Annotated in this window: 23 protein-coding genes and 1 riboswitch; of the genes, 10 read left to right on the top strand and 13 right to left on the bottom strand. The window is 70.9% G+C overall.

The features are described from left to right. Positions 1-34: 34 nt before the first annotated feature. From metF to KVT44_RS41490, 5 genes are all read right to left on the bottom strand, one after another. On the bottom strand, positions 35-958 hold the full coding sequence (gene metF, locus KVT44_RS41510; protein ID WP_075026407.1) for a methylenetetrahydrofolate reductase [NAD(P)H]: 924 nt from the start codon (positions 956-958) through the stop codon (positions 35-37). 171 nt (positions 959-1,129) lie between these two features. Then, positions 1,130-1,780, bottom strand: a complete 651-nt coding sequence (gene thiE, locus KVT44_RS41505; RefSeq protein WP_190170167.1) for a thiamine phosphate synthase — start codon at positions 1,778-1,780, stop codon at positions 1,130-1,132. A 132-nt stretch (positions 1,781-1,912) separates the two neighbouring features. Next, complete coding sequence (locus KVT44_RS41500) at positions 1,913-2,284, bottom strand: Rv2175c family DNA-binding protein (RefSeq protein ID WP_099923107.1); 372 nt, start codon at positions 2,282-2,284, stop codon at positions 1,913-1,915. 81 nt (positions 2,285-2,365) lie between these two features. Beyond that, complete coding sequence (locus KVT44_RS41495; RefSeq protein WP_099923106.1) at positions 2,366-3,604, bottom strand: NAD(P)/FAD-dependent oxidoreductase; 1,239 nt, start codon at positions 3,602-3,604, stop codon at positions 2,366-2,368. 32 nt (positions 3,605-3,636) lie between these two features. Beyond that, positions 3,637-3,987: a hypothetical protein gene (locus tag KVT44_RS41490; RefSeq protein WP_217573045.1), complete on the bottom strand. Its 351-nt coding sequence runs from the start codon at positions 3,985-3,987 to the stop codon at positions 3,637-3,639. Positions 3,988-4,081: 94 nt separating this feature from the next. After that, positions 4,082-4,193, top strand: a riboswitch (TPP riboswitch). On the opposite strand from KVT44_RS41490, the gene thiO reads away from it, so the two are divergent. From thiO to KVT44_RS41465, 5 genes are all read left to right on the top strand, one after another. Next, positions 4,191-5,396 carry a glycine oxidase ThiO gene (gene thiO, locus KVT44_RS41485; protein WP_217573043.1) on the top strand — a complete coding sequence of 402 codons (1,206 nt, stop codon included), beginning with the start codon at positions 4,191-4,193 and terminating at the stop codon, positions 5,394-5,396. (Overlaps the previous riboswitch by 3 nt.) After that, entirely contained in the window at positions 5,393-5,593 is a 201-nt protein-coding gene (gene thiS / locus KVT44_RS41480; protein ID WP_099923104.1) for a sulfur carrier protein ThiS, read from the top strand. Before thiO ends, thiS begins: the two co-directional genes overlap by 4 nt. A gap of 3 nt (positions 5,594-5,596) precedes the next feature. Then, a complete protein-coding gene (locus tag KVT44_RS41475) occupies positions 5,597-6,391 on the top strand; it encodes a thiazole synthase (protein ID WP_054231517.1) in 795 nt (264 codons plus the stop codon). A 255-nt stretch (positions 6,392-6,646) separates the two neighbouring features. Next, positions 6,647-8,605 carry a Stk1 family PASTA domain-containing Ser/Thr kinase gene (pknB, locus tag KVT44_RS41470; protein ID WP_308314249.1) on the top strand — a complete coding sequence of 653 codons (1,959 nt, stop codon included), beginning with the start codon at positions 6,647-6,649 and terminating at the stop codon, positions 8,603-8,605. Between the two features lie 76 nt (positions 8,606-8,681). Further along, positions 8,682-9,551 (top strand): deoxyribonuclease IV, encoded by an 870-nt coding sequence (locus KVT44_RS41465; RefSeq protein WP_217573039.1) that lies wholly within the window; start codon positions 8,682-8,684, stop codon positions 9,549-9,551. A 24-nt stretch (positions 9,552-9,575) separates the two neighbouring features. Here KVT44_RS41465 and KVT44_RS41460 read toward each other — a convergent pair whose 3' ends face one another. Continuing rightward, complete coding sequence (locus KVT44_RS41460; RefSeq protein WP_075026414.1) at positions 9,576-10,208, bottom strand: sulfite oxidase-like oxidoreductase; 633 nt, start codon at positions 10,206-10,208, stop codon at positions 9,576-9,578. Positions 10,209-10,363: 155 nt separating this feature from the next. Between KVT44_RS41460 and bfr the strand changes: the two genes are divergently transcribed. Then, positions 10,364-10,843, top strand: a complete 480-nt coding sequence (gene bfr, locus KVT44_RS41455; protein ID WP_054231521.1) for a bacterioferritin — start codon at positions 10,364-10,366, stop codon at positions 10,841-10,843. On the opposite strand, the gene KVT44_RS41450 is transcribed toward bfr, so the two are convergent. The 3 genes from KVT44_RS41450 to KVT44_RS41440 form a co-directional block, all read right to left on the bottom strand. Next, positions 10,840-11,091, bottom strand: coding sequence for a bacterioferritin-associated ferredoxin (locus KVT44_RS41450; protein WP_099923102.1), 252 nt, complete (start codon positions 11,089-11,091; stop codon positions 10,840-10,842). The two genes, bfr and KVT44_RS41450, sit on opposite strands and share 4 nt — an antisense overlap. 149 nt (positions 11,092-11,240) lie before the next feature. Then, the gene (locus KVT44_RS41445; RefSeq protein ID WP_054231523.1) at positions 11,241-12,593 is read right to left on the bottom strand and encodes a class II 3-deoxy-7-phosphoheptulonate synthase; all 1,353 of its coding nucleotides are present in this window, start codon (positions 12,591-12,593) and stop codon (positions 11,241-11,243) included. A gap of 139 nt (positions 12,594-12,732) precedes the next feature. Beyond that, complete coding sequence (locus tag KVT44_RS41440; protein ID WP_217573037.1) at positions 12,733-13,938, bottom strand: glycoside hydrolase domain-containing protein; 1,206 nt, start codon at positions 13,936-13,938, stop codon at positions 12,733-12,735. Between the two features lie 124 nt (positions 13,939-14,062). Here KVT44_RS41440 and KVT44_RS61195 point away from each other — a divergent pair, with 124 nt between their 5' ends. Next, positions 14,063-14,119: a trp operon leader peptide gene (locus KVT44_RS61195; protein WP_071528813.1), complete on the top strand. Its 57-nt coding sequence runs from the start codon at positions 14,063-14,065 to the stop codon at positions 14,117-14,119. A 128-nt stretch (positions 14,120-14,247) separates the two neighbouring features. After that, positions 14,248-16,128: an anthranilate synthase family protein gene (locus KVT44_RS41430; protein WP_217573035.1), complete on the top strand. Its 1,881-nt coding sequence runs from the start codon at positions 14,248-14,250 to the stop codon at positions 16,126-16,128. A 337-nt stretch (positions 16,129-16,465) separates the two neighbouring features. On the opposite strand, the gene KVT44_RS41425 is transcribed toward KVT44_RS41430, so the two are convergent. The 4 genes from KVT44_RS41425 to KVT44_RS41410 form a co-directional block, all read right to left on the bottom strand. Further along, on the bottom strand, positions 16,466-17,494 hold the full coding sequence (locus KVT44_RS41425) for a 6-phosphofructokinase (RefSeq protein WP_099923098.1): 1,029 nt from the start codon (positions 17,492-17,494) through the stop codon (positions 16,466-16,468). 167 nt (positions 17,495-17,661) lie between these two features. Continuing rightward, positions 17,662-18,354 carry a response regulator transcription factor gene (locus KVT44_RS41420; protein WP_054231527.1) on the bottom strand — a complete coding sequence of 231 codons (693 nt, stop codon included), beginning with the start codon at positions 18,352-18,354 and terminating at the stop codon, positions 17,662-17,664. Beyond that, entirely contained in the window at positions 18,351-19,586 is a 1,236-nt protein-coding gene (gene macS / locus KVT44_RS41415; RefSeq protein ID WP_075026835.1) for a MacS family sensor histidine kinase, read from the bottom strand. The genes KVT44_RS41420 and macS overlap by 4 nt, the downstream gene beginning before the upstream one ends. A gap of 34 nt (positions 19,587-19,620) precedes the next feature. Beyond that, entirely contained in the window at positions 19,621-20,406 is a 786-nt protein-coding gene (locus KVT44_RS41410) for a 1-acyl-sn-glycerol-3-phosphate acyltransferase (protein WP_179858141.1), read from the bottom strand. Between the two features lie 140 nt (positions 20,407-20,546). Here KVT44_RS41410 and KVT44_RS41405 point away from each other — a divergent pair, with 140 nt between their 5' ends. Continuing rightward, positions 20,547-21,356, top strand: coding sequence for a carboxylesterase (locus tag KVT44_RS41405; protein ID WP_217573033.1), 810 nt, complete (start codon positions 20,547-20,549; stop codon positions 21,354-21,356). After that, positions 21,349-22,035 carry a hypothetical protein gene (locus KVT44_RS41400; protein ID WP_217573031.1) on the top strand — a complete coding sequence of 229 codons (687 nt, stop codon included), beginning with the start codon at positions 21,349-21,351 and terminating at the stop codon, positions 22,033-22,035. The genes KVT44_RS41405 and KVT44_RS41400 overlap by 8 nt, the downstream gene beginning before the upstream one ends. Positions 22,036-22,110 lie beyond the last annotated feature (75 nt).

The raw sequence follows: 22,110 nt of genomic DNA, 5'->3' as shown, positions 1-22,110 counted from the left end.
GCTACGCAGTGTGTCGTACGTGGGTGCGACCGGTCTAGGCCTGCTGCGGGTGGTGCAGGCCCAGATTCTCGTAGATTTCCAGCGTCGCCGTGGAGTTGTTGAGCGTGATGAAGTGAAGTCCGGGGACTCCCTCGTCCAGCAGCCTCGCGCAGAACTCCGTCGCGAACTCGATCCCAATGGAGCGTACAGCCGCCGGATCGTCTTTGGCTGTGAGGATCCGCTCTTTCAGGACGTCCGGGAACGAAGCGTTGCTGAGCTTCGGAAGTCGTTCCAGCATCTTCACACTCGTCACCGGCATGACCTCCGGGATGACGGGTGTCGTACAGCCGGCCGCCACCACCCGGTCACGCAGGCGCAGATACGACTCGGGCTGGAAGAACATCTGGGTGATCGCGTAGTCCGCGCCGGCCCGGCACTTGTCGACGAAGTGCGCGACGTCCACGTCCCAGTCCGCGGAGCGGGGGTGCATCTCGGGGAAGGCGGCGACGCCGACGCAGAAGTCGCCGGACTCCTTGATGAGACGGACGAGTTCGGCGGCGTAGGTCAGGCCCCGGGGGTGCGGGACCCACTCGCCCATCGGGTCGCCGGGCGGGTCGCCGCGGACCGCGAGCATGTTCCGGATGCCGGCGTCGGCGTACTGGCCGATGATGTTGCGCAGTTCGGCGATGGAGTGGTTGACCGCGGTGAGGTGGGCGACCGGGGTGAGCGTGGTGTCGGCGACGATCTGCTCGGTCTCCTTGACCGTGCCCGCGCGGGTGGAGCCACCGGCACCGTAGGTGACGGAGACGAAGTCGGGGGCGACGGCCTCGACGCGGCGCAGCGCGTTCCACAGGTTCCGCTCGCCCTTGGGGGTTTTCGGCGCGGAGAACTCGAAGGAGTACGTCGCCTTGCCGGTGGCGAGCATGTCGCGCACGGTGCGTGCGCGATCAGTCCTGGTGGAAGCAGATCCGAGGGCCATACCCGCAGGTTAGTCAGGGGGCGGCGGTCTCCCAACCGAACCGACGCCAATTGTCCGATTTGTCGACTTCTTGTCCACCCCTCGGACACCTGTGGGGACAACCGGTCCGATCGTTGATCGGACCGTCGACGCGCCCGGGGAGGCACGGCCTGTACCTGACGCAGCCGCCACTTACACCTGACGCAGCCGCTTCGCGAACTCTTCCGCCGCCGCGCCGGGATCCGCCGCCTCGGTGATCGCCCGTACGACGACGACGCGGCGGGCACCCGCCTCCAGGACCTCGTCGAGGTTGCCGAGGTCGATGCCGCCGATGGCGAACCAGGGGCGGTCGGTGGCGAGGGAGGCCGTGTGCCGGACCAGGCCGAGGCCCGGGGCGTGGCGGCCGGGCTTGGTGGGGGTGGGCCAGCAGGGGCCGGTGCAGAAGTAGTCCACGCCGTCCTGGACGGCGGCGGCCGCGGCCTCGGACTCGGCGTGCGTGGAGCGGCCGATGAGGACCTCGTCGCCGAGGATCGCGCGGGCGGCGGGGACCGGGAGGTCGCCCTGGCCCAGGTGGAGTACGTCGGCGCCGATGGCGTGGGCGACATCCGCCCGGTCGTTGACCGCGAGGAGCTTGCCGTGGCGGGCGCATGCGTCCGCGAAGACCTGGAGGTGCTCCAGTTCCTCGGCGGCCTCCATGCCCTTGTCGCGCAACTGCACGATGTCGACGCCGCCGGTCAGGACCGCGTCCAGGAAGTCGGCGAGGTCGCCCTGGCGCTTGCGGGCGTCCGTGCAGAGGTAGACGCGGGCGTCGGCGAGGCGGGTGCGGGCGGCGTTCTCGGGCATGCGTGTGTCCCCCGTGGTGCGGTGCGTACGGATGTCGTACGCACCCTACGGACATGGTGCGGTGCGTACGGACCGCGGCGGCCGGGGTGGTCCGGGGCCGGCCGTGGTCCGTACGCCGGACGGTCGTTCGAATCAGACGGCGAGCGCCTGGGCGCGGCGCTTCACCTCCGTGCCGCGATTCTCGCTCAGAGCCTGCGCGGGGGTGCCGGGCAGGCTCGGGTCGGGGGTGAAGAGCCACTCGAGCATCTCTTCGTCGGAGAAGCCGTCGTCCCGCAGGAGCGTCAAGGTGCCGGTCAGGCCCTTGACGACCTTCTGCTCGGCCCCGTCGATGAAGGCGGCGGGGACGTGCAGCGCGCGGTTCTCACCACGGCGTACGGCGATCAGCTGGCCCTCCTTGACCAACTGCCGGACGCGGGTCACCTCGACGCCGAGCTGTTCGGCGATGTCGGGGAGGGTGAGCCAGGCGGGGACGAGAGCATCGATCTTTGCGTCAATCTCGGTCACGGGACAAGCCTGCCATCCCGGACTGACACTCGGTACCCGAGCGCCCCCCGGACCGCCGTCCGGGCGACGGAAACCGGGCGGTCATGCCGTGGCGTCCTTCAGAGGGCGGGACGGGTCGGCCAGGATGTCCGGGTTCATGGGCATGCCCGCCTCGATCAGGCGGCGGCCCTGGGCCAGGTCACGGGGACGCCCCACGGCCAGCAGGGCGACGAGGCGGCTCTCGCGGAGCCAGCACACCGTCCAGGCCGCGCCCGACGGGTCGCCCCGCCAGATGGTCGTATCGGCGGGGGCGTGATGGCCGACATACTGGACGAAGCGGCCGAACTGCTCGGACCAGAAGTACGGGACCGGGTCGTACGCCACCGGGGCCTCGCCGATGATGTTCGCCGCGACCGTGCGCGGCGCCTGGAGGGCGTTGTCCCAGTGGTGGACGAGGAGGCGCTCCTCGTAGCGGCCCGACGGGAAGGAGGCGCAGTCGCCGACCGCGTAGATGTCCGGCACGGAGGTGCGCAGGTGGCTGTCGGCGACCACTTCGCGGTGGGCGCCTAGCTCGATGCCGGAGCCGGCCAGCCAGGCGGTGGCGGGGCGCGCGCCGATGCCGACGACCACGGCGCCCGCCGGCACCCGCGTGCCGTCGTCAAGGACCACCGCGCCGGGCTCGACGCGCTCCACGCGCGCGTGGGTGCGCAGCGACGCGCCGCTGTCCGCGTACCAGGCGGTCATCGGCGCGGCCACCTCCGCGGGCAGCGCGCCGGCCAGCGGCCGGTCGGCGGCCTCGACGACCGTGACCGCGCACCCGGCCTCACGCGCCGCCGTCGCGAACTCCGCACCGATCCAGCCCGCCCCGACGACCACGATGTCGTGCTGCTGGGCGAGCACGGGGCGCAGCCGCTCGGCGTCGTCCAGGGTCCGCAGCAGATGGACGCCGGGGACGCCCTCCGAGCCCGGCAGCTGGATCGGTTCCGCGCCGGTCGCGAGGACCAGGACGTCGTAGGGCACCGGTCCTGCCTCGGTGTCCAGCTCGTGGTCCGCGGGGCGCAGGCCCAGCGCCTCGCAGCCGAGCCGCAGTTCGATGTCCAGCGCCTCGAAGTCGATGTCGAAGGCGGAGCCCTCGGCCTTGCCGAGCAGTACCGCCTTGGACAGGGGTGGCCGGTCGTACGGCTGGTGCGGCTCGGCGCCGATCAGCGTCACATCCCCGGTGAATCCCTGTTCCCGCAGGGCGACCGCCGTCTGTACGCCGGCCATGCCCGCACCCACGATGACGACCCGCCGTGCCGTACGCCCCTGCGCCCGCACCTGTGCCCGCGTCTGCTCGCTCACCTGATCACCATAGACAACTGACAATCTGTCAGTCAGGGGACGTGCGCAGTGACCTGTTCCACAACGCTCGTACCGCTCCCGTCCTGGGACTCCCAGTCCCAGGTCTCCTCCAGGCGCAACCGTCCGTCGGGCAGCTCCACGACCACGGACACGCAGTGGCCCGACGAGGTGCTGCCGTCGTGCTTCAGCTGCACGTACCGGAAGTCGAGGCGGTCGCCCTCCCGCGTCCCCACGAGGTGACCGCGTGCGACGTCCCCGCCCGCGTACTCGGCCCAGATCTCGCCGTCCTTCTCGTGGTACGTGAACCGGGTGCGCGTACCGACCTGCCCGGGGGCCTGGTCGGCGACCGGGGCGAGGACCAGGCCGTCGAGCGTACGGGCCATGGACGGAGGCTCCCTTACTGAGACATACGGCAGCGGGCTAGGGTGGCCAACGTGCTGCATCTCCCGGGGGGCGACCCCCGGACCCCCAGCACAAAAGATTACTCGCGGGAGCCCGGACGCACCGGGCTGAGAGGGAGGCTGGCGGCCTCCGACCGTACGAACCTGATCCGGGTCATGCCGGCGAAGGGAGGGGCTGGACACCCATGTCGCCTACGCGTACACCTGCACGTTCCTCGGATGCGCCGTCATCGGACGCACGTGTGTCAGACGTCCTCGTCATCGGGGGCGGGATCATCGGTCTCGTGACCGCCTGGCGGGCCGCGCAGCGCGGGTTCACCGTCGCGGTCGTGGACCCCGAGCCGGGCGGCGGGGCGGCACGGGTGGCCGCCGGAATGCTCGCCGCCGTCACCGAGCTGCACTACGGCGAGCAGACCCTGCTGGGCCTGAACCTCGCCTCCGCGCGCCGCTATCCCGACTTCGCCGCCGAACTCACCGAGGCGAGCGGCCAGGACCTCGGCTACCGCCGGTGCGGCACGCTGGCCGTCGCCATGGACGCCGACGACCGGGCCCACCTGCGCGAACTGCATGCCTTGCAACACCGCTCGGGGCTCGAATCGGAGTGGCTCAGCGGCCGGGAGTGCCGCCGTCTGGAACCCATGCTCGCGCCGGGCGTGCGCGGCGGGCTGCGGGTCGACGGCGACCACCAGATCGACCCGCGCCGGCTCGCGAAAGCCCTGGTCAAGGCGTGCGAGCGGGCCGGAGTGGAGTTCCATCGGACGTGGGCGGAGCGCTTGACCGTCGTACGGGACCGGGCCGCCGGGGTCGTCACGACGGGCGGCGAACGGCTGGCGGCGGGGCAGGTGGTGCTCGCCGCCGGGAGCCTGAGCGGAAAGCTCCCGGGCGTGCCCGCCGACGTGCTGCCGCCCGTACGGCCCGTGAAGGGTCAGGTGCTGCGGCTGACCGTGCCGAAGCGGTACGCGCCGTTCCTGAGCCGGACCGTGCGGGCCGTGGTGCGCGGCAGCCAGGTCTATCTGGTGCCGCGGGAGAACGGTGAGCTCGTCGTGGGCGCCACCAGCGAGGAGCTGGGCTGGGACACGACGGTGACCGCGGGCGGGGTCTACGAGCTGCTGCGCGACGCCCACGAGCTGGTGCCCGGGATCACCGAGCTGCCGCTCACCGAGACGCGCGCGGGCCTGCGGCCCGGGTCGCCCGACAACGCGCCGCTGCTCGGCCCGACCGCGCTCGACGGGCTGCTGCTGGCCACCGGGCACTACCGCAACGGCGTCCTGCTCACGCCCGTCACCGGGGACGCCATGGCGCACGTCCTGACCACCGGCGAGCTCCCGGAAGAGGCCCGCCCCTTCACCCCCGGGCGCTTCAGCACCGCACTCACGGAGCAGACCGTATGAACATCTTCGTCAACGGAGAGCGACGGCTCGTCGCCGCCGACACGGCCCTCGACACGCTCGTCGCCACCCTCACCGTCGCACCCTCCGGCGTCGCCGCCGCGCTCAACGAAACCGTCGTCCCGCGCACGCAGTGGTCGTCCACGGCCCTCTGCGAGGGAGACCGCGTCGAAGTCCTCACCGCAGTCCAAGGAGGCTGAACCATGGCCGACGATCCGTTTGTCCTCGGAGGTACGTCCTTCTCGTCCCGGCTGATCATGGGTACGGGGGGTGCGCCCAGCCTCGACGTCCTGGAGCGGTCGCTCGTGGCGTCCGGCACGGAGCTGACGACGGTCGCGATGCGGCGGGTGAATCCCTCGGCGCACGGCTCGGTGCTGTCCGTGCTCGACAAACTGGGCATCCGGGTGCTGCCGAACACGGCGGGGTGTTTCACCGCGGGCGAGGCCGTGCTGACCGCGCGGCTCGCGCGGGAGGCGCTCGGTACGGAGCTGATCAAGCTGGAGGTCATCGCCGACGAGCGGACCCTGCTGCCCGATCCGATCGAGTTGCTGGACGCCGCCGAGACGCTGGTCGACGACGGGTTCACCGTGCTGCCGTACACCAACGACGACCCCGTGCTCGCGCGGAAGCTGGAGGACGTGGGGTGCGCGGCGGTCATGCCGCTCGGGTCGCCCATCGGGTCCGGTCTCGGCATCCGCAACCCGCACAACTTCCAGCTGATCGTGGAGCACGCGCGTGTGCCGGTGATTTTGGACGCGGGGGCCGGTACGGCGTCGGATGCGGCGTTCGCGATGGAGCTGGGGTGTGCGGGCGTCATGCTGGCGTCGGCCGTGACCCGGGCGCAGGAGCCGGTGCTGATGGCCGAGGGCATGAAGCACGCGGTGGAAGCCGGGCGGCTCGCCTGGCGTGCGGGGCGGATTCCTCGGCGGCACTTCGCCTCCGCGTCGTCTCCTGCGGAGGGGCTGGCGCGGTTGGATCCTGAGCGTCCTGCTTTCTAGGCGCCCGGCGCTGGTGTGCTTTTTCTCCCGCCCGCGCACCGCCCGTTTCCAGTCGGCTGGAAAGTGGGGCTCGCCCGTGGGGGTGGGGCGGCGTTGGTGGCTGCGGGGTGGGGGCAGCCTGCCTTACATCCCCTGTGCACGACATGTGGACCGGATCGATCAAGCGTGCGAGATCCGTCACAGGTCGGCTGCAGTCCCGCTCCGGAATTGGCCGGAAGGGTGGGGGTGACAGTGGCGGCTCGTAGACTCGCCTGCGTGGATACGACCCTTCAGGACCCGCTTGTCGGGCAAGTGCTCGACGGCCGCTACCGCGTCGACGCACGGATCGCGGTCGGCGGGATGGCCACGGTCTACCGGGCCCTGGACACCCGCCTCGACCGCGTGCTCGCGCTCAAGGTGATGCACCCGACGCTGGCCGCCGACGGCTCGTTCGTCGAGCGGTTCATCCGGGAGGCCAAGTCGGTGGCCCGGCTCGCGCACCCCAACGTGGTGCAGGTCTTCGACCAGGGCGCGGACGGGTCGTACGTCTATCTGGCCATGGAGTACGTGGCCGGCTGCACCCTGCGTGACGTGCTGCGCGAGCGGGGGGCGCTGCAACCGCGGGCCGCCCTGGACGTCCTGGAGCCGGTGCTCGCCGCGCTCGGCGCCGCGCACCGCGCCGGGTTCGTGCACCGCGACATGAAGCCGGAGAACGTCCTGATAGGGGACGACGGCCGGGTCAAGGTGGCCGACTTCGGCCTCGTCCGGGCCGTGGACACCGTCACCAACACGACGGGGGCCGTCCTTGGCACCGTGTCGTACCTCGCCCCCGAACAGATCGAGCACGGCACCGCGGACACCCGCGTCGACGTCTACGCCTGCGGGGTCGTCCTCTACGAGATGCTCACCGGCGGCAAGCCGCACTCCGGGGACTCCCCCGCCCAGGTGCTCTACCAGCACCTGCACGCGGATGTGCCGCCGCCCTCGGCCGCCGTGCCCTCGATGCCCTACGCCCTGGACGAGCTGGTCGCCGCGGCGACCGCCCGCAACCCCGAGGTGCGCCCGCACGACGCGGTGGCGCTGCTCGGCCAGGTCCTCCAGGCGCGGGCCGGCCTCACCGCCGAGCAGCTCGACGCCATACCCCCGCAGGCGCTCGCCGTGGGGCACGACAACGCGGGCGACCGTACGAGCGTGATCCCGCGCTCGCTCTCCGTGCCCCGCCTGCTGCCGGTGAACGAGGGCCACGAGGACGGCGGCGACGCCGGCGACCCGGTGAACCGGACCAGTCGGTTCGAGCAGACCAGCCGGTTCGAGTCCGGACCGCCCGCTCCCCCGCGCCGCGGCTCACGGCCCCGGCGCGGAATGTTCGCGATCATCGCCGCGGTCGTGCTGGTGCTCGGGCTCGGCGCGGGCGTCTGGTACATCAATTCCGGCCAGTTCACCAAGGTCCCGCTGCTGCTGGCGAAGACCGAGGCGCAGGCCAGGACGCGGATCGAGCAGGCCGGTCTCGACGTCGGGCAGGTCAAGCACGCCTACAGCGACACCGTGAAGCGCGGCACTGTGATCAGCAGTGACCCGGCGCCCGGCGCACGCATCCGGGACAACGACTCCGTGACGCTGACCATCTCCAACGGCCCGGAGACCGTGAAGGTGCCCGACCTGACGGGACTCGCGCTGTTCAAGGCGCGGGAGGTCCTGAAGGGGGACGGGCTCGCCGCGGGCATGGTCACCCGGGAGTTCAGCCAGGACGTTCTCAAGGGCTTCGTGATCAGTTCGGATCCGGGCGCGGGCACGGAGCGGCACGCCGGTTCGGCCATCGCCCTCACCGTCAGCAAGGGCAGCCCGGTGGAGGTCGCGGACGTCACGGGCGCGTCCGTCGCGGACGCCACCTCGGAGCTGGAGCAGGCGGGCCTGAAGGTGAAGATCGCCACCCAGCGGGTCAACTCGGAGTTCGACCAGGGCCAGATCGCCCAGCAGTCGCCGAAGGCGGGCAGCCAGGTCGCCGGGGGCGACACCGTCACGCTGACCGTCTCCAAGGGCCCCGAGATGGTCTCGGTGCCGGACGTGGTGGGCGACAGCGTGGACGACGCGAAGAAGACGCTGGAGGACGCCGGGTTCCAGGTCAACGAGGACCGCGGGCTGCTCGGGCTGTTCGGGGACCACGTCAAGAGCCAGTCGGTGAAGGGCGGCGAGACCGCGCCCAAGGGGTCGACGATCTCCATCGTGATCCGCTGAGACCACGACGATGCTGAGACCACGGCAGTGAGGTCCGCCGACGGGCCGTCCGGGAGCGCGTGACACCCTGAAGGGCGTGACCAGCAAGCAGCTCCGCAACCCCGTCGGCGGCCATGTCCCCGTGGCCGGCGGCCTCAGCTCCGTCGGCCTGACCTACGCACGCGAGATGGGCGCCGAGACCGTCCAGGTCTTCGTCGCCAACCCGCGCGGCTGGGCGACGCCCGTCGGCAGTCCCCGCCAGGACGAGGAGTTCCGGGCGGCCTGTGCCGCCGAGTCGATACCCGCGTACGTCCACGCGCCCTATCTGATCAACTTCGGCTCGCACACCGAGGCGACGGTCGAGAAGTCGGTGGAGTCGCTGCGGCACTCGCTGCGGCGGGGCCGGGAGATCGGCGCGCTCGGCGTGGTCGTGCACACGGGGAGCGCCACCGGGGGCCGGGAGCGGTCCGTCGCCCTGAGGCAGGTACGTGAGCATCTGCTGCCCCTGCTGGACGAGCTGACGCATGACGACGACCCGTATCTGCTCCTGGAGTCGACCGCGGGCCAGGGCGCCTCGCTCTGCTCGCGCACCTGGGACTTCGGGCCGTACTTCGAGGCGCTGGACGCCCATCCGAAGCTGGGCGTGTGCCTCGACACCTGCCACATCTACGCGGCGGGGCACGACCTGACCGGGCCGAGCGGCATGCACCAGACGCTCGACCTGCTGGTGGACACGGTCGGCGCGGGCCGGCTCAAGCTGATCCACGCCAACGACTCCAAGGACGTGGTCGGCGCCCACAAGGACCGCCACGAGAACATCGGCTCCGGTCACATCGGCGAGGACCCGTTCCGCGCGCTGATGACCCACCCCGCCACCGAGGGCGTACCCCTGGTCATCGAGACGCCGGGCGGGAAGGAGGGGCACGCGGCGGACGTGGAGCGCCTGAAGAAACTCAGGGACGGCTGACGCCGCCCGAACAGGCGGGCCGGGTCAGAGCTCGGGGCCGTCCCCGGGCTCCTCCTGGTAGGAGTAGCGCTGTTCGCGCCAGGGGTCGCCTATGTTGTGGTAGCCGCGCTCCTCCCAGAAGCCGCGGCGGTCGGCCGTCATGTACTCGACGCCGCGCACCCACTTGGGGCCCTTCCAGGCGTAGAGGTGGGGGACGACGAGGCGGAGCGGGAAGCCGTGCTCGGCGGTGAGGAGTTCGCCGTCCTTGTGGGTGGCGAAGATCGTGCGGTCGGAGGCGAAGTCGTCGAGACGCAGATTCGAGCTGAAGCCGTACTCCGCCCAGACCATGACATGGGTGACGGTGGGCGCGGGCGGGGCGATCTCCAGGATCGTGCGCGCCGGGATACCGCCCCATTCGGCCCCGATCATGCTGAACTTCGTGACGCAGTGCAGATCGGCTACGACCGAGGTGTACGGCAGGGCCGTGAACTCCTCGTGGGTCCAGCAGTGCTTCTCACCGTCGGCGGTGGCGCCGAAGACCCTGAACTCCCAGCGTTCGGGACGGAACTTGGGTACGGGACCGTAGTGCGTGACCGGCCAGCCGCGCTGCAGTCGCTGCCCCGGCGGAAGCTCCGACTGTGCCGCTTCTCCCGTTCCACGTCCCACCGGCTGACCCATGACTCCATCCTGACAGACCCGGGACAGTGCACATGACCAGCCCAGTACGGAATCGGGCAACTCATACTAAGCGTGCACTTACTGGACGGCCCGGGACGCCGATGCAAGGATGCGGCGCAACCTGCCCAGTCCCCCGCTTGGAAGGAGCCTCTGCGATGCAGGGCGACCCCGAGGTCATCGAATTCCTCAACGAGCAGCTGACCGGTGAGCTGACCGCGATCAACCAGTACTTCCTGCACGCGAAGATGCAGGAGAACTTCGGCTGGACGAAGCTCGCGAAGTACACGCGCCACGAGTCCTTCGACGAGATGAAGCACGCAGAGGTGCTCACCGACCGGATCCTCTTCCTGGAGGGCCTGCCGAACTACCAGCGGCTCTTCCACGTCCGGGTGGGGCAGACCGTCACCGAGATGTTCCAGGCCGACCGGCAGGTGGAGGTCGAGGCGATCGACCGCCTCAAGCGCGGGATCGAGGTGATGCGCAACAAGGGCGACATCACGTCCGCGAACATCTTCGAGTCGATCCTCGAGGACGAGGAGCACCACATCGACTACCTGGACACCCAGCTGGAGCTGGTGGAGAAGCTCGGCGAGGCGCTCTACATCGCCCAGGTGATCGAGCAGCCGGAGAGCTAGGCGGCTTCTTCCAGGCCCTGTGCCGGGGACAGCTCGGCCAGCACCGGCTTGCCCTGTTCGGCCAGCTCACGGCGCGGGCAGGTGCCACGGCCGAGGATCGCCTGGATACTGCGGACGCAGGAGCCGCAGTCCGTGCCCGCCTTGGAGGCGGAGGCTATCTGGCGGGGCGTGCAGGCGCCGTTCTCCGCGTGCTGCTTGACCTGCTGTTCGGTGACGCCGAAGCAGCTGCATACGTACACGCGGTTCACCTCCCGGCGGGATTGATGTCTGATGCCGTCCCGTTTACCGGTGAGGCAAACCTAACCTTACCCATCACTCAGGGACCGCAAAAGTGGGAGGGGGCGCGGATCGTATGTGATCCGCGCCCCACTTCACTCAGGTGTAACAGGCGAACCCGTCACTGGTCCCTGTACATCTCCGCGACCAGGAAGGCCAGGTCGAGGGACTGGCTGCGGTTCAGACGCGGGTCGCAGGCCGTCTCGTAGCGCTGGTGGAGGTCGTCGACGAAGATCTCGTCACCGCCGCCCACGCACTCGGTGACGTCGTCACCGGTGAGCTCGACGTGGATGCCGCCCGGGTGCGTGCCCAGACCCTTGTGGACCTCGAAGAAGCCCTTGACCTCGTCGAGCACGTCGTCGAAGCGGCGGGTCTTGTGACCGGAGGCCGCCTCGAAGGTGTTGCCGTGCATCGGGTCGGTCACCCAGGCCACCACCGCGCCCGAGGCCGTGACCTTCTCGACCAGCTCGGGGAGCTTGTCGCGGACCTTGTCGGCGCCCATCCGCACGATGAAGGTCAGCCGGCCGGGCTCGCGGTCCGGGTCGAGGCGGTCGATGTACTGGAGCGCCTCCTCGGCCGTCGTCGTCGGGCCGAGCTTGATGCCGATCGGGTTGCGGATCCGCGAGGCGAACTCGATGTGCGCGCCGTCCAGCTGCCGGGTGCGCTCACCGATCCACACCATGTGGCCCGAGACGTCGTACAGCTGGCCCGTACGCGAGTCGACCCTGGTCAGCGCCGCCTCGTAGTCGAGGAGCAGCGCCTCGTGGGAGGCGTAGAACTCGACGGTCTTGAACTCCTCCGGGTCGGTCCCGCAGGCCCGCATGAAGTTCATCGCGTTGTCGATCTCCCGCGCCAGCTGCTCGTAGCGCTGCCCGGACGGGGAGGACTTCACGAAGTCCTGGTTCCAGGCGTGCACCTGGCGCAGGTCGGCGTAGCCGCCGGTGGTGAAGGCGCGCACCAGGTTGAGCGTGGAGGCGGAGGCGTTGTACATCCGCTTCAGACGCTCGGGGTCCGGGATGCGGGCCTTCTCGTCGAAGTCGAAGCCGTTGACCGAGTCACCGCGGTACGTCGGCAGGGTCACGCCGTCGCGGGTCTCGGTCCCCTTGGAGCGCGGCTTGGAGTACTGGCCGGCGATGCGGCCGACCTTCACGACCGGCACCGAGGCGGCGTACGTGAGCACGGCGCCCATCTGGAGCAGGGTCTTGAGCTTGTTGCGGATGTGGTCGGCCGACACCGCGTCGAAGGCCTCGGCGCAGTCGCCACCCTGGAGAAGGAACGCCTCTCCCTTGGCGACGGACGCCATCCGGGCGCGCAGCTGGTCGCACTCGCCCGCGAAGACGAGCGGCGGATACGACTCGAGGTCCGCGATCACATCGCGCAGAGCCTCGGCATCGGGGTACTCGGGCTGCTGCGCCGCGGGCAGGTCTCGCCAGGTGTTGCCAGCGCTTGCGCTGGGCTTAGCGTTCACGGTCACCCTGACAACATTACGGGGTCGTGTCGGGCGTCCATCCCCATGCCCATCAATTGAGACGGACCGCGCTCGATCGGGACGCGCTCCGGGCGGCCGCACGGCAGGTCCTTGCGGCCGCCCGGAGCGGGCGGGCAGGCAGGCCCTAGTCCACGTCGAGCCGGTCGCGGTCGATGGAGATCGTCACGCCGCCGTGCGTCTCGGTCGTGTCGCCCTTGTACTGGTGGATGCGCTGGTGGTCGGCCCACAGGTTCGCGGGGATCGTCGAGTCGGTGGTCGTCGACTTGCCGTTCCAGCGGGCGAAGTGGAGCACGTCGGGCAGGGTGACGCGCCTCTTGTTGGCGACCAGGTCGGTGACCAGGGACGAGGTGTTGCCGTAGACGCCGGAGCGGTAACCCAGTTCGTGCAGGCGCTTGGTGTAGGCATCGAGGTACGACAGCACCCGGCTGGTGACGGTGGAGCCGGGGGCGTAGTTCTCCAGGTCGTCGTAGATCACCGTGCCCTTGGGGAAGCCCAGCGCGGTGGCCTGCTCGACGGCGTCGTCGGCGGCCTCGCTGCCCTGCGGCACGGGGTCGGTGATCGCCTCGCAGCCGCCTTTGCAGCTGCCCCCGTCGGAGGTGGGCTGGCGGCCGACGTACAGCGGGAAGAACCGCCAGCCGTTCGCGTACTGCGTCCGCAGCCAGCCGGCGGTGAGTCTGCTCTGGGCGCAGGCACGGTTGACCCCGCCGATGTAGACGCCGACGGCCCCGTAGTCGGAGTCGTCCCGCCAGGCGTCCATCGCCGTCTGGCCCGGCGCGGTGCAGGCGTCGAAGCCCTCGCCGCGGAAGGACGTCGCGTCGGCGGGCAGCGGCGCCGCGGCGGGCGCGCCCGCGGTCGCGTCGGTGCCCGCGGAAGCGTCCGGGAGACCGGCGTCGCGCAGGATGTCCTGGATCCTCGTACGGTCCTGCGCGTACGCGGCGGTCACGGCGATCCGGTCGGCGGTGACCCGGAACGTGCGGGCCGTGCGGTTCTCACTGACGGTGCGGCCCTTGACGACGGACGGCTGGATCAGGAACGCCTCGGTACGTCCCCTCGCCCCCGCCGGACACTGCTGCTGGTCGCCGGGCGTGCCGAGGTACACGGCGTGCCGGTCGAAGCGGACACAGACGTCCGGATGTTTCTCCAGGTCCACGATCGGCCAGGAGGCGGGGACGGTGAACTCGTGGCCGCGGTAGGTGACCTTGACGGTGTCGTCGGTCCCGGCGGCGCGTGCGGTGCTGGGCGGGCCGGCGGCGAGGGCCGCGGCGGCGGCGCACACGGTGAGCGTTCGGACGCCGCCACGGCGGGGCCGGGGTGAACGGGCTGGGTACATGGTTGTCTCCTCGGTCGGGCTTCCTGGGCCATGCCATCCATGGCCGGTGACCGAGCAGTAGGAACGCAGGGCGCGGACGGTTCACGCTGTTGCCCGCCCCCTGACGTCGGGTAAGGTGCGGCGCATGTTCGCGCACTCGACCCAGAACTGGTGGTGGACCGCTCATCCGGCGGCCCACTGACTGCGCGTACGCAAGACTTCGCGAAGGCCGCCCGAGGGGCGGCCTTCGGTGTTTGCGGACACGGGCCGTTCCTCTCCGAGTTTTCGGGAATCCGAGAATCCGAGAATCCGAGAGAAGGAACAGGACCGATGCACCTGCTCGACCTGCTGGACGATCCCCGTCCGTTCGCCCTGCTGCGGCGCCGCACCCCCGGTCACGATCACGACACCGTCGAGCTGCTGCTCGGACCGGTCAGCACCTGCGACCGCCTCGCCGACCTCCCCGACCAGGGACTCGCGCTCGTCCCCTTCCGCCAGATCAGGGAGCGCGGCTTCGACGTCCGCGACGACGGCACGCCGCTCGCGGTGCTGACCCCCGAGGAGACGCACGTCCTGCCGCTGGAGCGGGCGCTGACGGAGCTGCCGGCGCACGAGGTGCGTGTCACGGGCGGGGGCTTCGACGTCGACGACCAGGAGTACGCGGGGATCGTCGGGCGCGTGCTGGAGGAGGAGATCGGGCGCGGCGAGGGCGCGAACTTCGTGATCCGGCGTACGTACGAGGGCGCGATCCCGGGGTTCGGGCGGGCCGACGCGCTGGCCCTGTTCCGGCGGCTGCTGGTCGGTGAGCGGGGCGCGTACTGGACGTTCGTCGTGCACACCGGGGAGCGCACGCTTGTGGGCGCGAGCCCCGAGGTGCACGTGCGGATGTCGGGCGGGACCGTCGTGATGAACCCGATCAGCGGCACGTACCGCTATCCGGTCGAGGGGCCCTCCGCGGACGACCTGCTCGGCTTCCTCGCCGACGGCAAGGAGATCGAGGAGCTCTCGATGGTCGTCGACGAGGAGCTCAAGATGATGTGCACGGTCGGTGACATGGGCGGCGTGGTGATCGGTCCGCGGCTCAAGGAGATGGCTCACCTCGCGCACACCGAGTACGAGCTGCGGGGCCGGTCCTCGCTGGATGTGCGCGAGGTCCTGAAGGAGACCATGTTCGCGGCGACCGTCACGGGGTCGCCGGTGCAGAACGCGTGCCGGGTGATCGAGCGGCACGAGGTCGGCGGGCGGGGCTACTACGCGGGTGCGCTGGCCCTCATCGGCCGCGACGCGGGCGGTGCCCCGACCCTCGACTCGCCCATCCTCATCCGGACCGCCGACATCGACGCGGACGGGCGGCTGCGGGTGCCGGTCGGCGCCACCCTGGTCCGGGGATCGGATCCGGCGGGCGAGGTCGCCGAGACGCACGCGAAGGCGGCGGGGGTGCTGGCGGCGCTGGGGGTCGTGGAGGCCGGGGCCCGCGTGGAGGGCGTACGGCCGAGGCTGGCCGACGATCCGCGGGTGCGGGCGGCGCTGGACGGGCGGCGGGCCTCGCTCGCGCCGTTCTGGCTGCGGATGCAGGAGCAGGCGCGTGAGTTGGAGGGCCATGCGCTGGTCGTGGACGCCGAGGACACCTTCACGGCGATGCTCGCGCATGTGCTGCGGTCCTCGGGGCTCGAGGTGACCGTGCGGCGCTACGACGAGCCGGGGCTGCGGGCGGCGGTGCGGGCGCACGTGGGGCCGTTGGTCCTGGGCCCCGGCCCGGGCGACCCCTCGGACATGGACGATCCCAAGATGCGGTTCCTGCGGGAGCTCACCGCCGAGGTGATCGGGGGACACGGGCACGGCGTGCTCGGCGTCTGTCTCGGGCACGAGCTGATCGCGGCGGAGCTGGGCCTGGAGATCGTACGCAAGGAGGTCCCGTACCAGGGCGCGCAGACGGGGATCGATCTCTTCGGGCGGGCCGAGACCGTCGGTTTCTACAACAGCTTCGTGGCGCACTGCGACGAGGAGACGGCGGCCGAGCTGTCGGCCCATGGCATCGAGGTCAGCCGCACCGAGGGCGGTGAGGTGCACGCGCTGCGCGGGCCCGGGTTCGCGGGTGTGCAGTTCCACCCGGAGTCGGTGCTGACGCTGAACGGGACGGCCGTCGTGCGGGAGCTGGTCGGTGGGCTGCGGGGCGCCGGCACGCTGTCGGAGCGGCGGCCCTCCGTGTAGGGCCTGTCCGGCCGATCAAGTCGCAGAAAAGCGGCGGGGCCTTGGCAGTGCCGGTGAGCAGGGTCTGGTGCGTGCAGCTGCAAGGCGGAGGAGGGAAGCGACGCGATGGGGGTCCCCCCTGTTCGAGCGAAGCCGAGAACTTGGGGGAGTCGTTGACCGACGACAACGCCGCTGGGGGTACCCCCTGCTCGAAGAGCTCGGGGGAGTGCGTGCCAGACCCCGCGTCTGCGGCATGATCGGCCGGACAGGCCCTAGTCGTGGCAGCCGTGGTCGAGACGCCGGCCGCACGGGTGTCGGGAGGCCCGTGCGGCCGACGGGATCGCGGGGAGGGGGCGCGTCAGCCGAAGAAGACCCCGACCTCCTCGTACAGCTTCGGGTCGACCGTCTTCAGCTTGGCCGTGGCCTCCGCGATCGGGACCCGGACGATGTCCGTGCCGCGCAGGGCGACCATCTTGCCGAAGTCGCCGTCACGGACGGCCTCGATGGCGTGCAGTCCGAAGCGGGTGGCGAGCCAGCGGTCGAAGGCACTGGGGGTGCCGCCGCGCTGGATGTGCCCGAGGACCGTGGTGCGAGCCTCCTTGCCGGTGCGCTTCTCGATCTCCTTGGCCAGCCACTCGCCGACCCCGGAGAGGCGTACATGGCCGAAGGAGTCGAGGGACTCGTCCTTCAGGACCATCTGGCCGTCCTTGGGCATCGCGCCCTCGGCGACGACCACGATCGGCGCGTACGAGGCCTTGAAGCGCGAGGTCACGTAGGCGCACACCTGGTCGACGTCGAAGCGCTGTTCGGGGATGAGGATGACGTTGGCGCCGCCGGCCAGGCCCGAGTGGATGGCGATCCAGCCCGCGTGACGGCCCATCACCTCACAGACGAGGACGCGCATGTGCGACTCGGCGGTGGTGTGCAGGCGGTCGATCGCCTCGGTGGCGATGCCGACGGCGGTGTCGAAGCCGAAGGTGTAGTCGGTGGCGGACAGGTCGTTGTCGATGGTCTTCGGTACGCCGACGACGGGCACGCCGTACTCGTCGGTGAGGCGCGCGGCGACGCCGAGCGTGTCCTCGCCGCCGATCGCGATGAGCGCCTCGACGTCCTGCTTGGCGAGGTTCTCCTTGATGCGGCGGATGCCGTTCTCCTGCTTGAGCGGGTTCGTCCGCGAGGAGCCGAGGATGGTGCCACCGCGCGGCAGGATGCCGCGCACGGCGGGGATGTCCAGCCGAACGGTGTCGTTCTCGAGCGGTCCCCGCCAGCCGTCCCGGAAGCCGACGAAGTCGTATCCGTACTCCTGCACGCCCTTGCGGACGATGCCCCGGATGACGGCGTTGAGTCCGGGGCAGTCGCCGCCTCCGGTCAGTACTCCGACCCGCATGGAAAAGTCCCTTCGCCGCGATTGCCTGAGGGGACTCACGCTAATAGTGATCCAGGTCACTTCGGCATGGGGCGGAAGGGCAATTCCGGTGAATTGTGCGGGTGTTGATCACTCGCCTTCACTCGATGGTGGGTCAACCAGGGTTTACGCCGCCCACTCGTCTGGGTCTACGCCTCGTCGAGACCGCGCTCTATGGCATAGCGCACCAGCTCGACCCGGTTGTGGAGTTGGAGCTTGCCGAGGGTGTTCTGCACATGGTTCTGGACCGTGCGGTGGGAGATGACCAGGCGCTCGGCGATCTGCTTGTAGCTCAGGCCCTTGGCGACCAGGCGCAACACCTCGGTCTCGCGGTCGGTGAGCTGCGGGGCCTTGGGCTCGTCGGCGCCCGCGGCGGGGGCGGGCTCGGAAGCCAGCCGGCGGTACTCGCCGAGGACCAGGCCCGCGAGGCCCGGCGTGAACACCGGGTCGCCGACGGCCGTACGGCGCACCGCGTCGATCAGCTCCTCCGTGGAGGCCGACTTCAGCAGATAGCCGGTGGCGCCGGACTTCACCGCCTCCAGGACGTCCGCGTGCTCGCCGCTGGCCGACAGGACGAGGACGCGCAGCGCCGGGTTGCTGCCGACCAGTTCCTTGCAGACCTGGACGCCGGGCTTGGCGGGCAGGTTCAGGTCGAGCACCAGGACGTCGGGCGCGGCGGCCCGGGCGCGGCGCACCGCCTGCTCGCCGTCGCCCGCGGTGGCGACCACGGCGAAACCGGACGCGTCCAGGTCGCGGGCGACCGCGTCGCGCCACATGGGGTGGTCGTCCACCACCATGACCTTGATCGGACCCTGCCCCACCACGTCGGTGACCTCCGTCATCGCTGCTCCGCCTTCCCCCGTGAAACCCTGGAAACCTTCGGTACCTTCAGCTCGACCTCCGTGCCCTGGCCGGGCACCGAGATCAGTTCGGCCGCGCCGCCGAGGTCGCGCAGCCGGCCCCGGATCGACAGGGCCACACCGAGCCGTCCCTCCCCCTCGGCCTGGGCGAGCCGCCCCGCCGGGATGCCCGGGCCCTCGTCGCGTACGGTCACGATCACCTCGTCCGGCTCGTCCTCGACGAGGATCCAGGCCCGGGCGTCCTCGCCGACGTGCTTGCGGACATTGTCCAGGGCGGCACCGACAGCGGCGGCCAACTCCCGGGCGGCGGCCGGGGGAAGTGGAACCGGGGCGCCCGGCTCGGAGAAGGTCACGCGCGCGCTCGCGTACGGGGCGAGCAGGGCGCGCAGGTCGACAGGGCCCCGGGAGTCCTGGTCTTCGTCCGGTTCCTCGACGGCCCGTACGACCGCGCCGAGCGCGGCGTCCTCGGACACCCGCGAGACGGGCACCAGGCCGCCCGAGACCAGGCTGCGCAGCGCGACCTCCTGCTCGCCGGCCATCCGGCCCAGCTCCGCGGCCTCGCCGCCGAGCGCGGAGGCCCGTCGCTGCACCATGGCGAGGACCTGCAGGACGCCGTCGTGGATGTCACGGGCGAGGCGCTCGCGCTCGCGGGTCGCGGCCTCGATCTCCAGTGCGCGGGCGAGGGTGAGCTCGGAGGCGCGGGCGACCTCGACGACGTATCCGATGGCGATGGAGGCGACCCAGACCAGGATCACGTTGTGGACCGTGTCGCGGGTGGGGGCGCCGCGCTCGACGAGGTTGGCGGCCGCCACGAGCGTCGAGGCGAAGGCCGCCCAGCGCCAGCCGCCCTTGATGGCGAAGGCCAGGACGGAGCCCGCGGTCCATATCGACGGGAGTGTGGGGCCGCCGGTCACCACGCGGTGGTGGGTGTCCGCGACGGGCGTGAGCATGATGCCGGTGAGCGCGATGGTCAGGTCGACGGCGAGGAAGCGCTTGGTGCAGCTCGCCGCGTTCGCCACCCTGGGCAGGGTGGCGAGCGTCCAGACGAACAGGACCGCGTAGTACCCGATGGCCACCCAGGGATGGGCGAACTTGCGGAACGCGGTGGCGAAGAGCCCGATCGCGTACAGCATCGTCAGCACGCGGTAGGCGGTGAGCGCACGCCACAGCGGCTGCTCGACCGACATCCTCATGACTCTCTCGCGCTTGGCCATGTCCCCCACCCCCACCGTCCCCCGACGCAAGCGTCTAGGTGCCGGCCCGTCCTTCTTCGGTTTCGGCTTCGGCCGCCTTCGCGGCCTCCTTCTGCGCCTGTTCGGCTTCCTTGAGCGCCTGCTTCTCGGCCTTCGCCGCGTCCGCGATCTGCCGCTTGGCGGCCGTCGCGTAGATGTCGACGTACTCCTGGCCGGAGAGCTTCATGATCTCGTACATGACCTCGTCGGTCACCGCGCGCAGCACGAAGCGGTCGTGCTCCATGCCGTTGTAGCGGCTGAAGTCGAGCGGCTTGCCGATGCGGATACCCGGGCGCATCAGCTTGGGCATCACCTTGCCCGGCGGCTGGATCTTCTCGGTGTCGATCATGGCGACCGGGATGACCGGGGCGCCGGTGGCGAGCGCCACGCGCGCGAGGCCGCCCGGCTTGCCGCGGTACAGCCGCCCGTCGGGCGAGCGCGTGCCCTCCGGGTAGATGCCGAACAGCTCACCGCGCTCGATGACGTCGATGCCGCTCTTGACCGCCGCCTCGCCCGCGCCGCGCGCGCCGGAGCGGTCCACCGGGAGCTGGCCGACGCCCTTGAAGAAGGCGGCGGTCATCCTGCCCTTGACGCCGGGCGTCGTGAAGTACTCGGCCTTCGCGATGAAGGTCACCTTGCGGTCGAGGACCGCGGGCAGGAAGAACGAGTCCGAGAACGACAGATGATTGCTTGCCAGGATGGCGGGGCCCTCGGCGGGAATGTTCTCGAGGCCTTCCACCCAGGGCCTGAAGGCAAGCTTCAGCGGCCCTCCGATGGAAAACTTCATGGCGCCGTAGATCAACCGAATGCCTCCTGTGTCGTCGGTCAGACCTTATCCCGGAGCACTGTCAAAGGCCTCGACGACCCTGGTCGGTGTCAGTGCCGTCGCGTACGGTGAAGTACGCCTCGCATTCCGCCCGTCTGATGAACAGGAGACCGAAGGTGCCGGTCCTTCCTGGAGCCGAGCCGTTCCGCCACGAGGGCGGAGAGGTCGGTGTCCTTCTCTGTCACGGCTTCACCGGTTCCCCGCAGTCGCTGCGCCCCTGGGCGGAGTATCTCGCCGAGCACGGTCTGACCGTCGCGCTGCCCCTGCTGCCCGGGCACGGCACGCGCTGGGAGGACATGCAGCTCACGGGCTGGCAGGACTGGTACGCGGAGGTGGACCGCGAGCTGCGTGCCCTGCGGGAGCGCTGCGCCCAGGTGTTCGTCTTCGGCCTGTCCATGGGCGCCGCGCTGACCCTGCGGCTCGCCGCGAAGCGCGGGGACGAGGTGAGCGGCATCGTCGTCGTCAATCCGGCGAACAAGGTGCACGGGGCGGCGGCCCACGCCCTCCCGGTGCTCCGCCACCTCGTCCGGACGGTGAGCGGCATCACCAGCGACATCGCCAAGGAGGGCGTCGCGGAGGTGGGCTACGACCGGGTGCCCCTGCACGCCGCCCACTCCATGCGGAACTTCTACCGGATGGTCGACGGTGAACTGCCCCAGGTCACCCAGCCGATGCTGCTGCTGCGCAGCCCTCAGGACCATGTGGTGCCGCCCGTCGACTCGGCCCGGATCCTGAGCCGGGTGTCGTCCACCGACGTGACGGAGATCCTGCTGGAACAGAGCTACCACGTGGCGACGTTGGACCATGACGCGGACCGGATCTTCGAGGAGAGCTACGCGTTCATCGCCCGGCTCGCGCCCAGTGTCGGCAAGCGGTCCGACGCGGGTCAGGTGGGTCAGCAGGAAGGGACGGCCACTGGTGGCTGAGCACGACGCGGAGCGCGGCGAGCCCGACGAGAAGGGCGTACCCGTCGGCGAGCCTCTCGGTGACGAGCAGGGGGTGCCGTTCGACGAGGACGCCGCGTGGCAGGCGATCGTGGCGGGGTACGGCGAGGAACCGCCGGATCCGCCGGGCGCGAAGCCGTTCAAGTCGATCGAGGACCTGGCGCTCCTCGACCCGGTGACGAACGACGCCCCGGGCGGCGGGGACGCACCCGAGAGGCCCGAGAAGGGCAAGAAGGACGGGACCGGCGGGACCGTCGGGACGAGCGAGAAGGACGGGGCCGGTGACGAGGCCGGGGAGCCGCCCGCTGCGGCGAAGCCCCTCGGCGGCTCCGTCTCCTTCGCGCCCGGCGTCGGCGGTCCGCGCGACTACCAGGCGCCCGAGCCCTCCGAGGACGACTTCGACGGGGACGACGAGGGCCACTTCGTCCCCCCGGAGCCGCCTCCGCTGCCCACCGCGGACACCACGGCCAAATTCGCCTGGCTCGCCGTCGTCGGTGGCCCGATCGTGCTCCTGCTGGCCATCCTGCTCGGCTGGGACATGACGTGGTGGCTCGCCACGGTCGGCATCGGCGGCTTCCTGGGCGGCTTCGCCACCCTCGTGGCGCGCATGAAGCCCGACGACGAGGACGAGGACGATCCCGGGCGGGGCGCGGTGGTCTGACGCGGCCTAGGGCCTGTCCGGCGGATCATGCCGCAGACGCGGGGCTTGGCACGCCCATCTGCGGCGTTGTCGTCG

Origin of the sequence: Streptomyces sp. GbtcB7 (assembly GCF_019091445.1) — a bacterium.
Classification (GTDB): domain Bacteria; phylum Actinomycetota; class Actinomycetes; order Streptomycetales; family Streptomycetaceae; genus Streptomyces; species Streptomyces mirabilis.
Note: the sequence above shows the minus strand (reverse complement) of the source record. Positions and strands in the feature narration are given on the sequence as shown.

Coding starts and splice junctions, on each gene's coding strand:
- KVT44_RS41490 (WP_217573045.1), bottom strand. CDS start 3,987: ATGGCCCGTACGCTCGACGGCCTGGTCCTCGCCCCGGTCGCCGACCAG.
- KVT44_RS41440 (WP_217573037.1), bottom strand. CDS start 13,938: ATGTACCCAGCCCGTTCACCCCGGCCCCGCCGTGGCGGCGTCCGAACG.
- metF (WP_075026407.1), bottom strand. CDS start 958: ATGGCCCTCGGATCTGCTTCCACCAGGACTGATCGCGCACGCACCGTG.
- KVT44_RS41425 (WP_099923098.1), bottom strand. CDS start 17,494: ATGCGGGTCGGAGTACTGACCGGAGGCGGCGACTGCCCCGGACTCAAC.
- KVT44_RS41420 (WP_054231527.1), bottom strand. CDS start 18,354: ATGACGGAGGTCACCGACGTGGTGGGGCAGGGTCCGATCAAGGTCATG.
- KVT44_RS41460 (WP_075026414.1), bottom strand. CDS start 10,208: ATGGGTCAGCCGGTGGGACGTGGAACGGGAGAAGCGGCACAGTCGGAG.
- thiS (WP_099923104.1), top strand. CDS start 5,393: ATGAACATCTTCGTCAACGGAGAGCGACGGCTCGTCGCCGCCGACACG.
- macS (WP_075026835.1), bottom strand. CDS start 19,586: ATGGCCAAGCGCGAGAGAGTCATGAGGATGTCGGTCGAGCAGCCGCTG.
- KVT44_RS41430 (WP_217573035.1), top strand. CDS start 14,248: ATGCACCTGCTCGACCTGCTGGACGATCCCCGTCCGTTCGCCCTGCTG.
- thiO (WP_217573043.1), top strand. CDS start 4,191: ATGTCGCCTACGCGTACACCTGCACGTTCCTCGGATGCGCCGTCATCG.
- KVT44_RS41475 (WP_054231517.1), top strand. CDS start 5,597: ATGGCCGACGATCCGTTTGTCCTCGGAGGTACGTCCTTCTCGTCCCGG.
- bfr (WP_054231521.1), top strand. CDS start 10,364: ATGCAGGGCGACCCCGAGGTCATCGAATTCCTCAACGAGCAGCTGACC.
- thiE (WP_190170167.1), bottom strand. CDS start 1,780: ATGCCCGAGAACGCCGCCCGCACCCGCCTCGCCGACGCCCGCGTCTAC.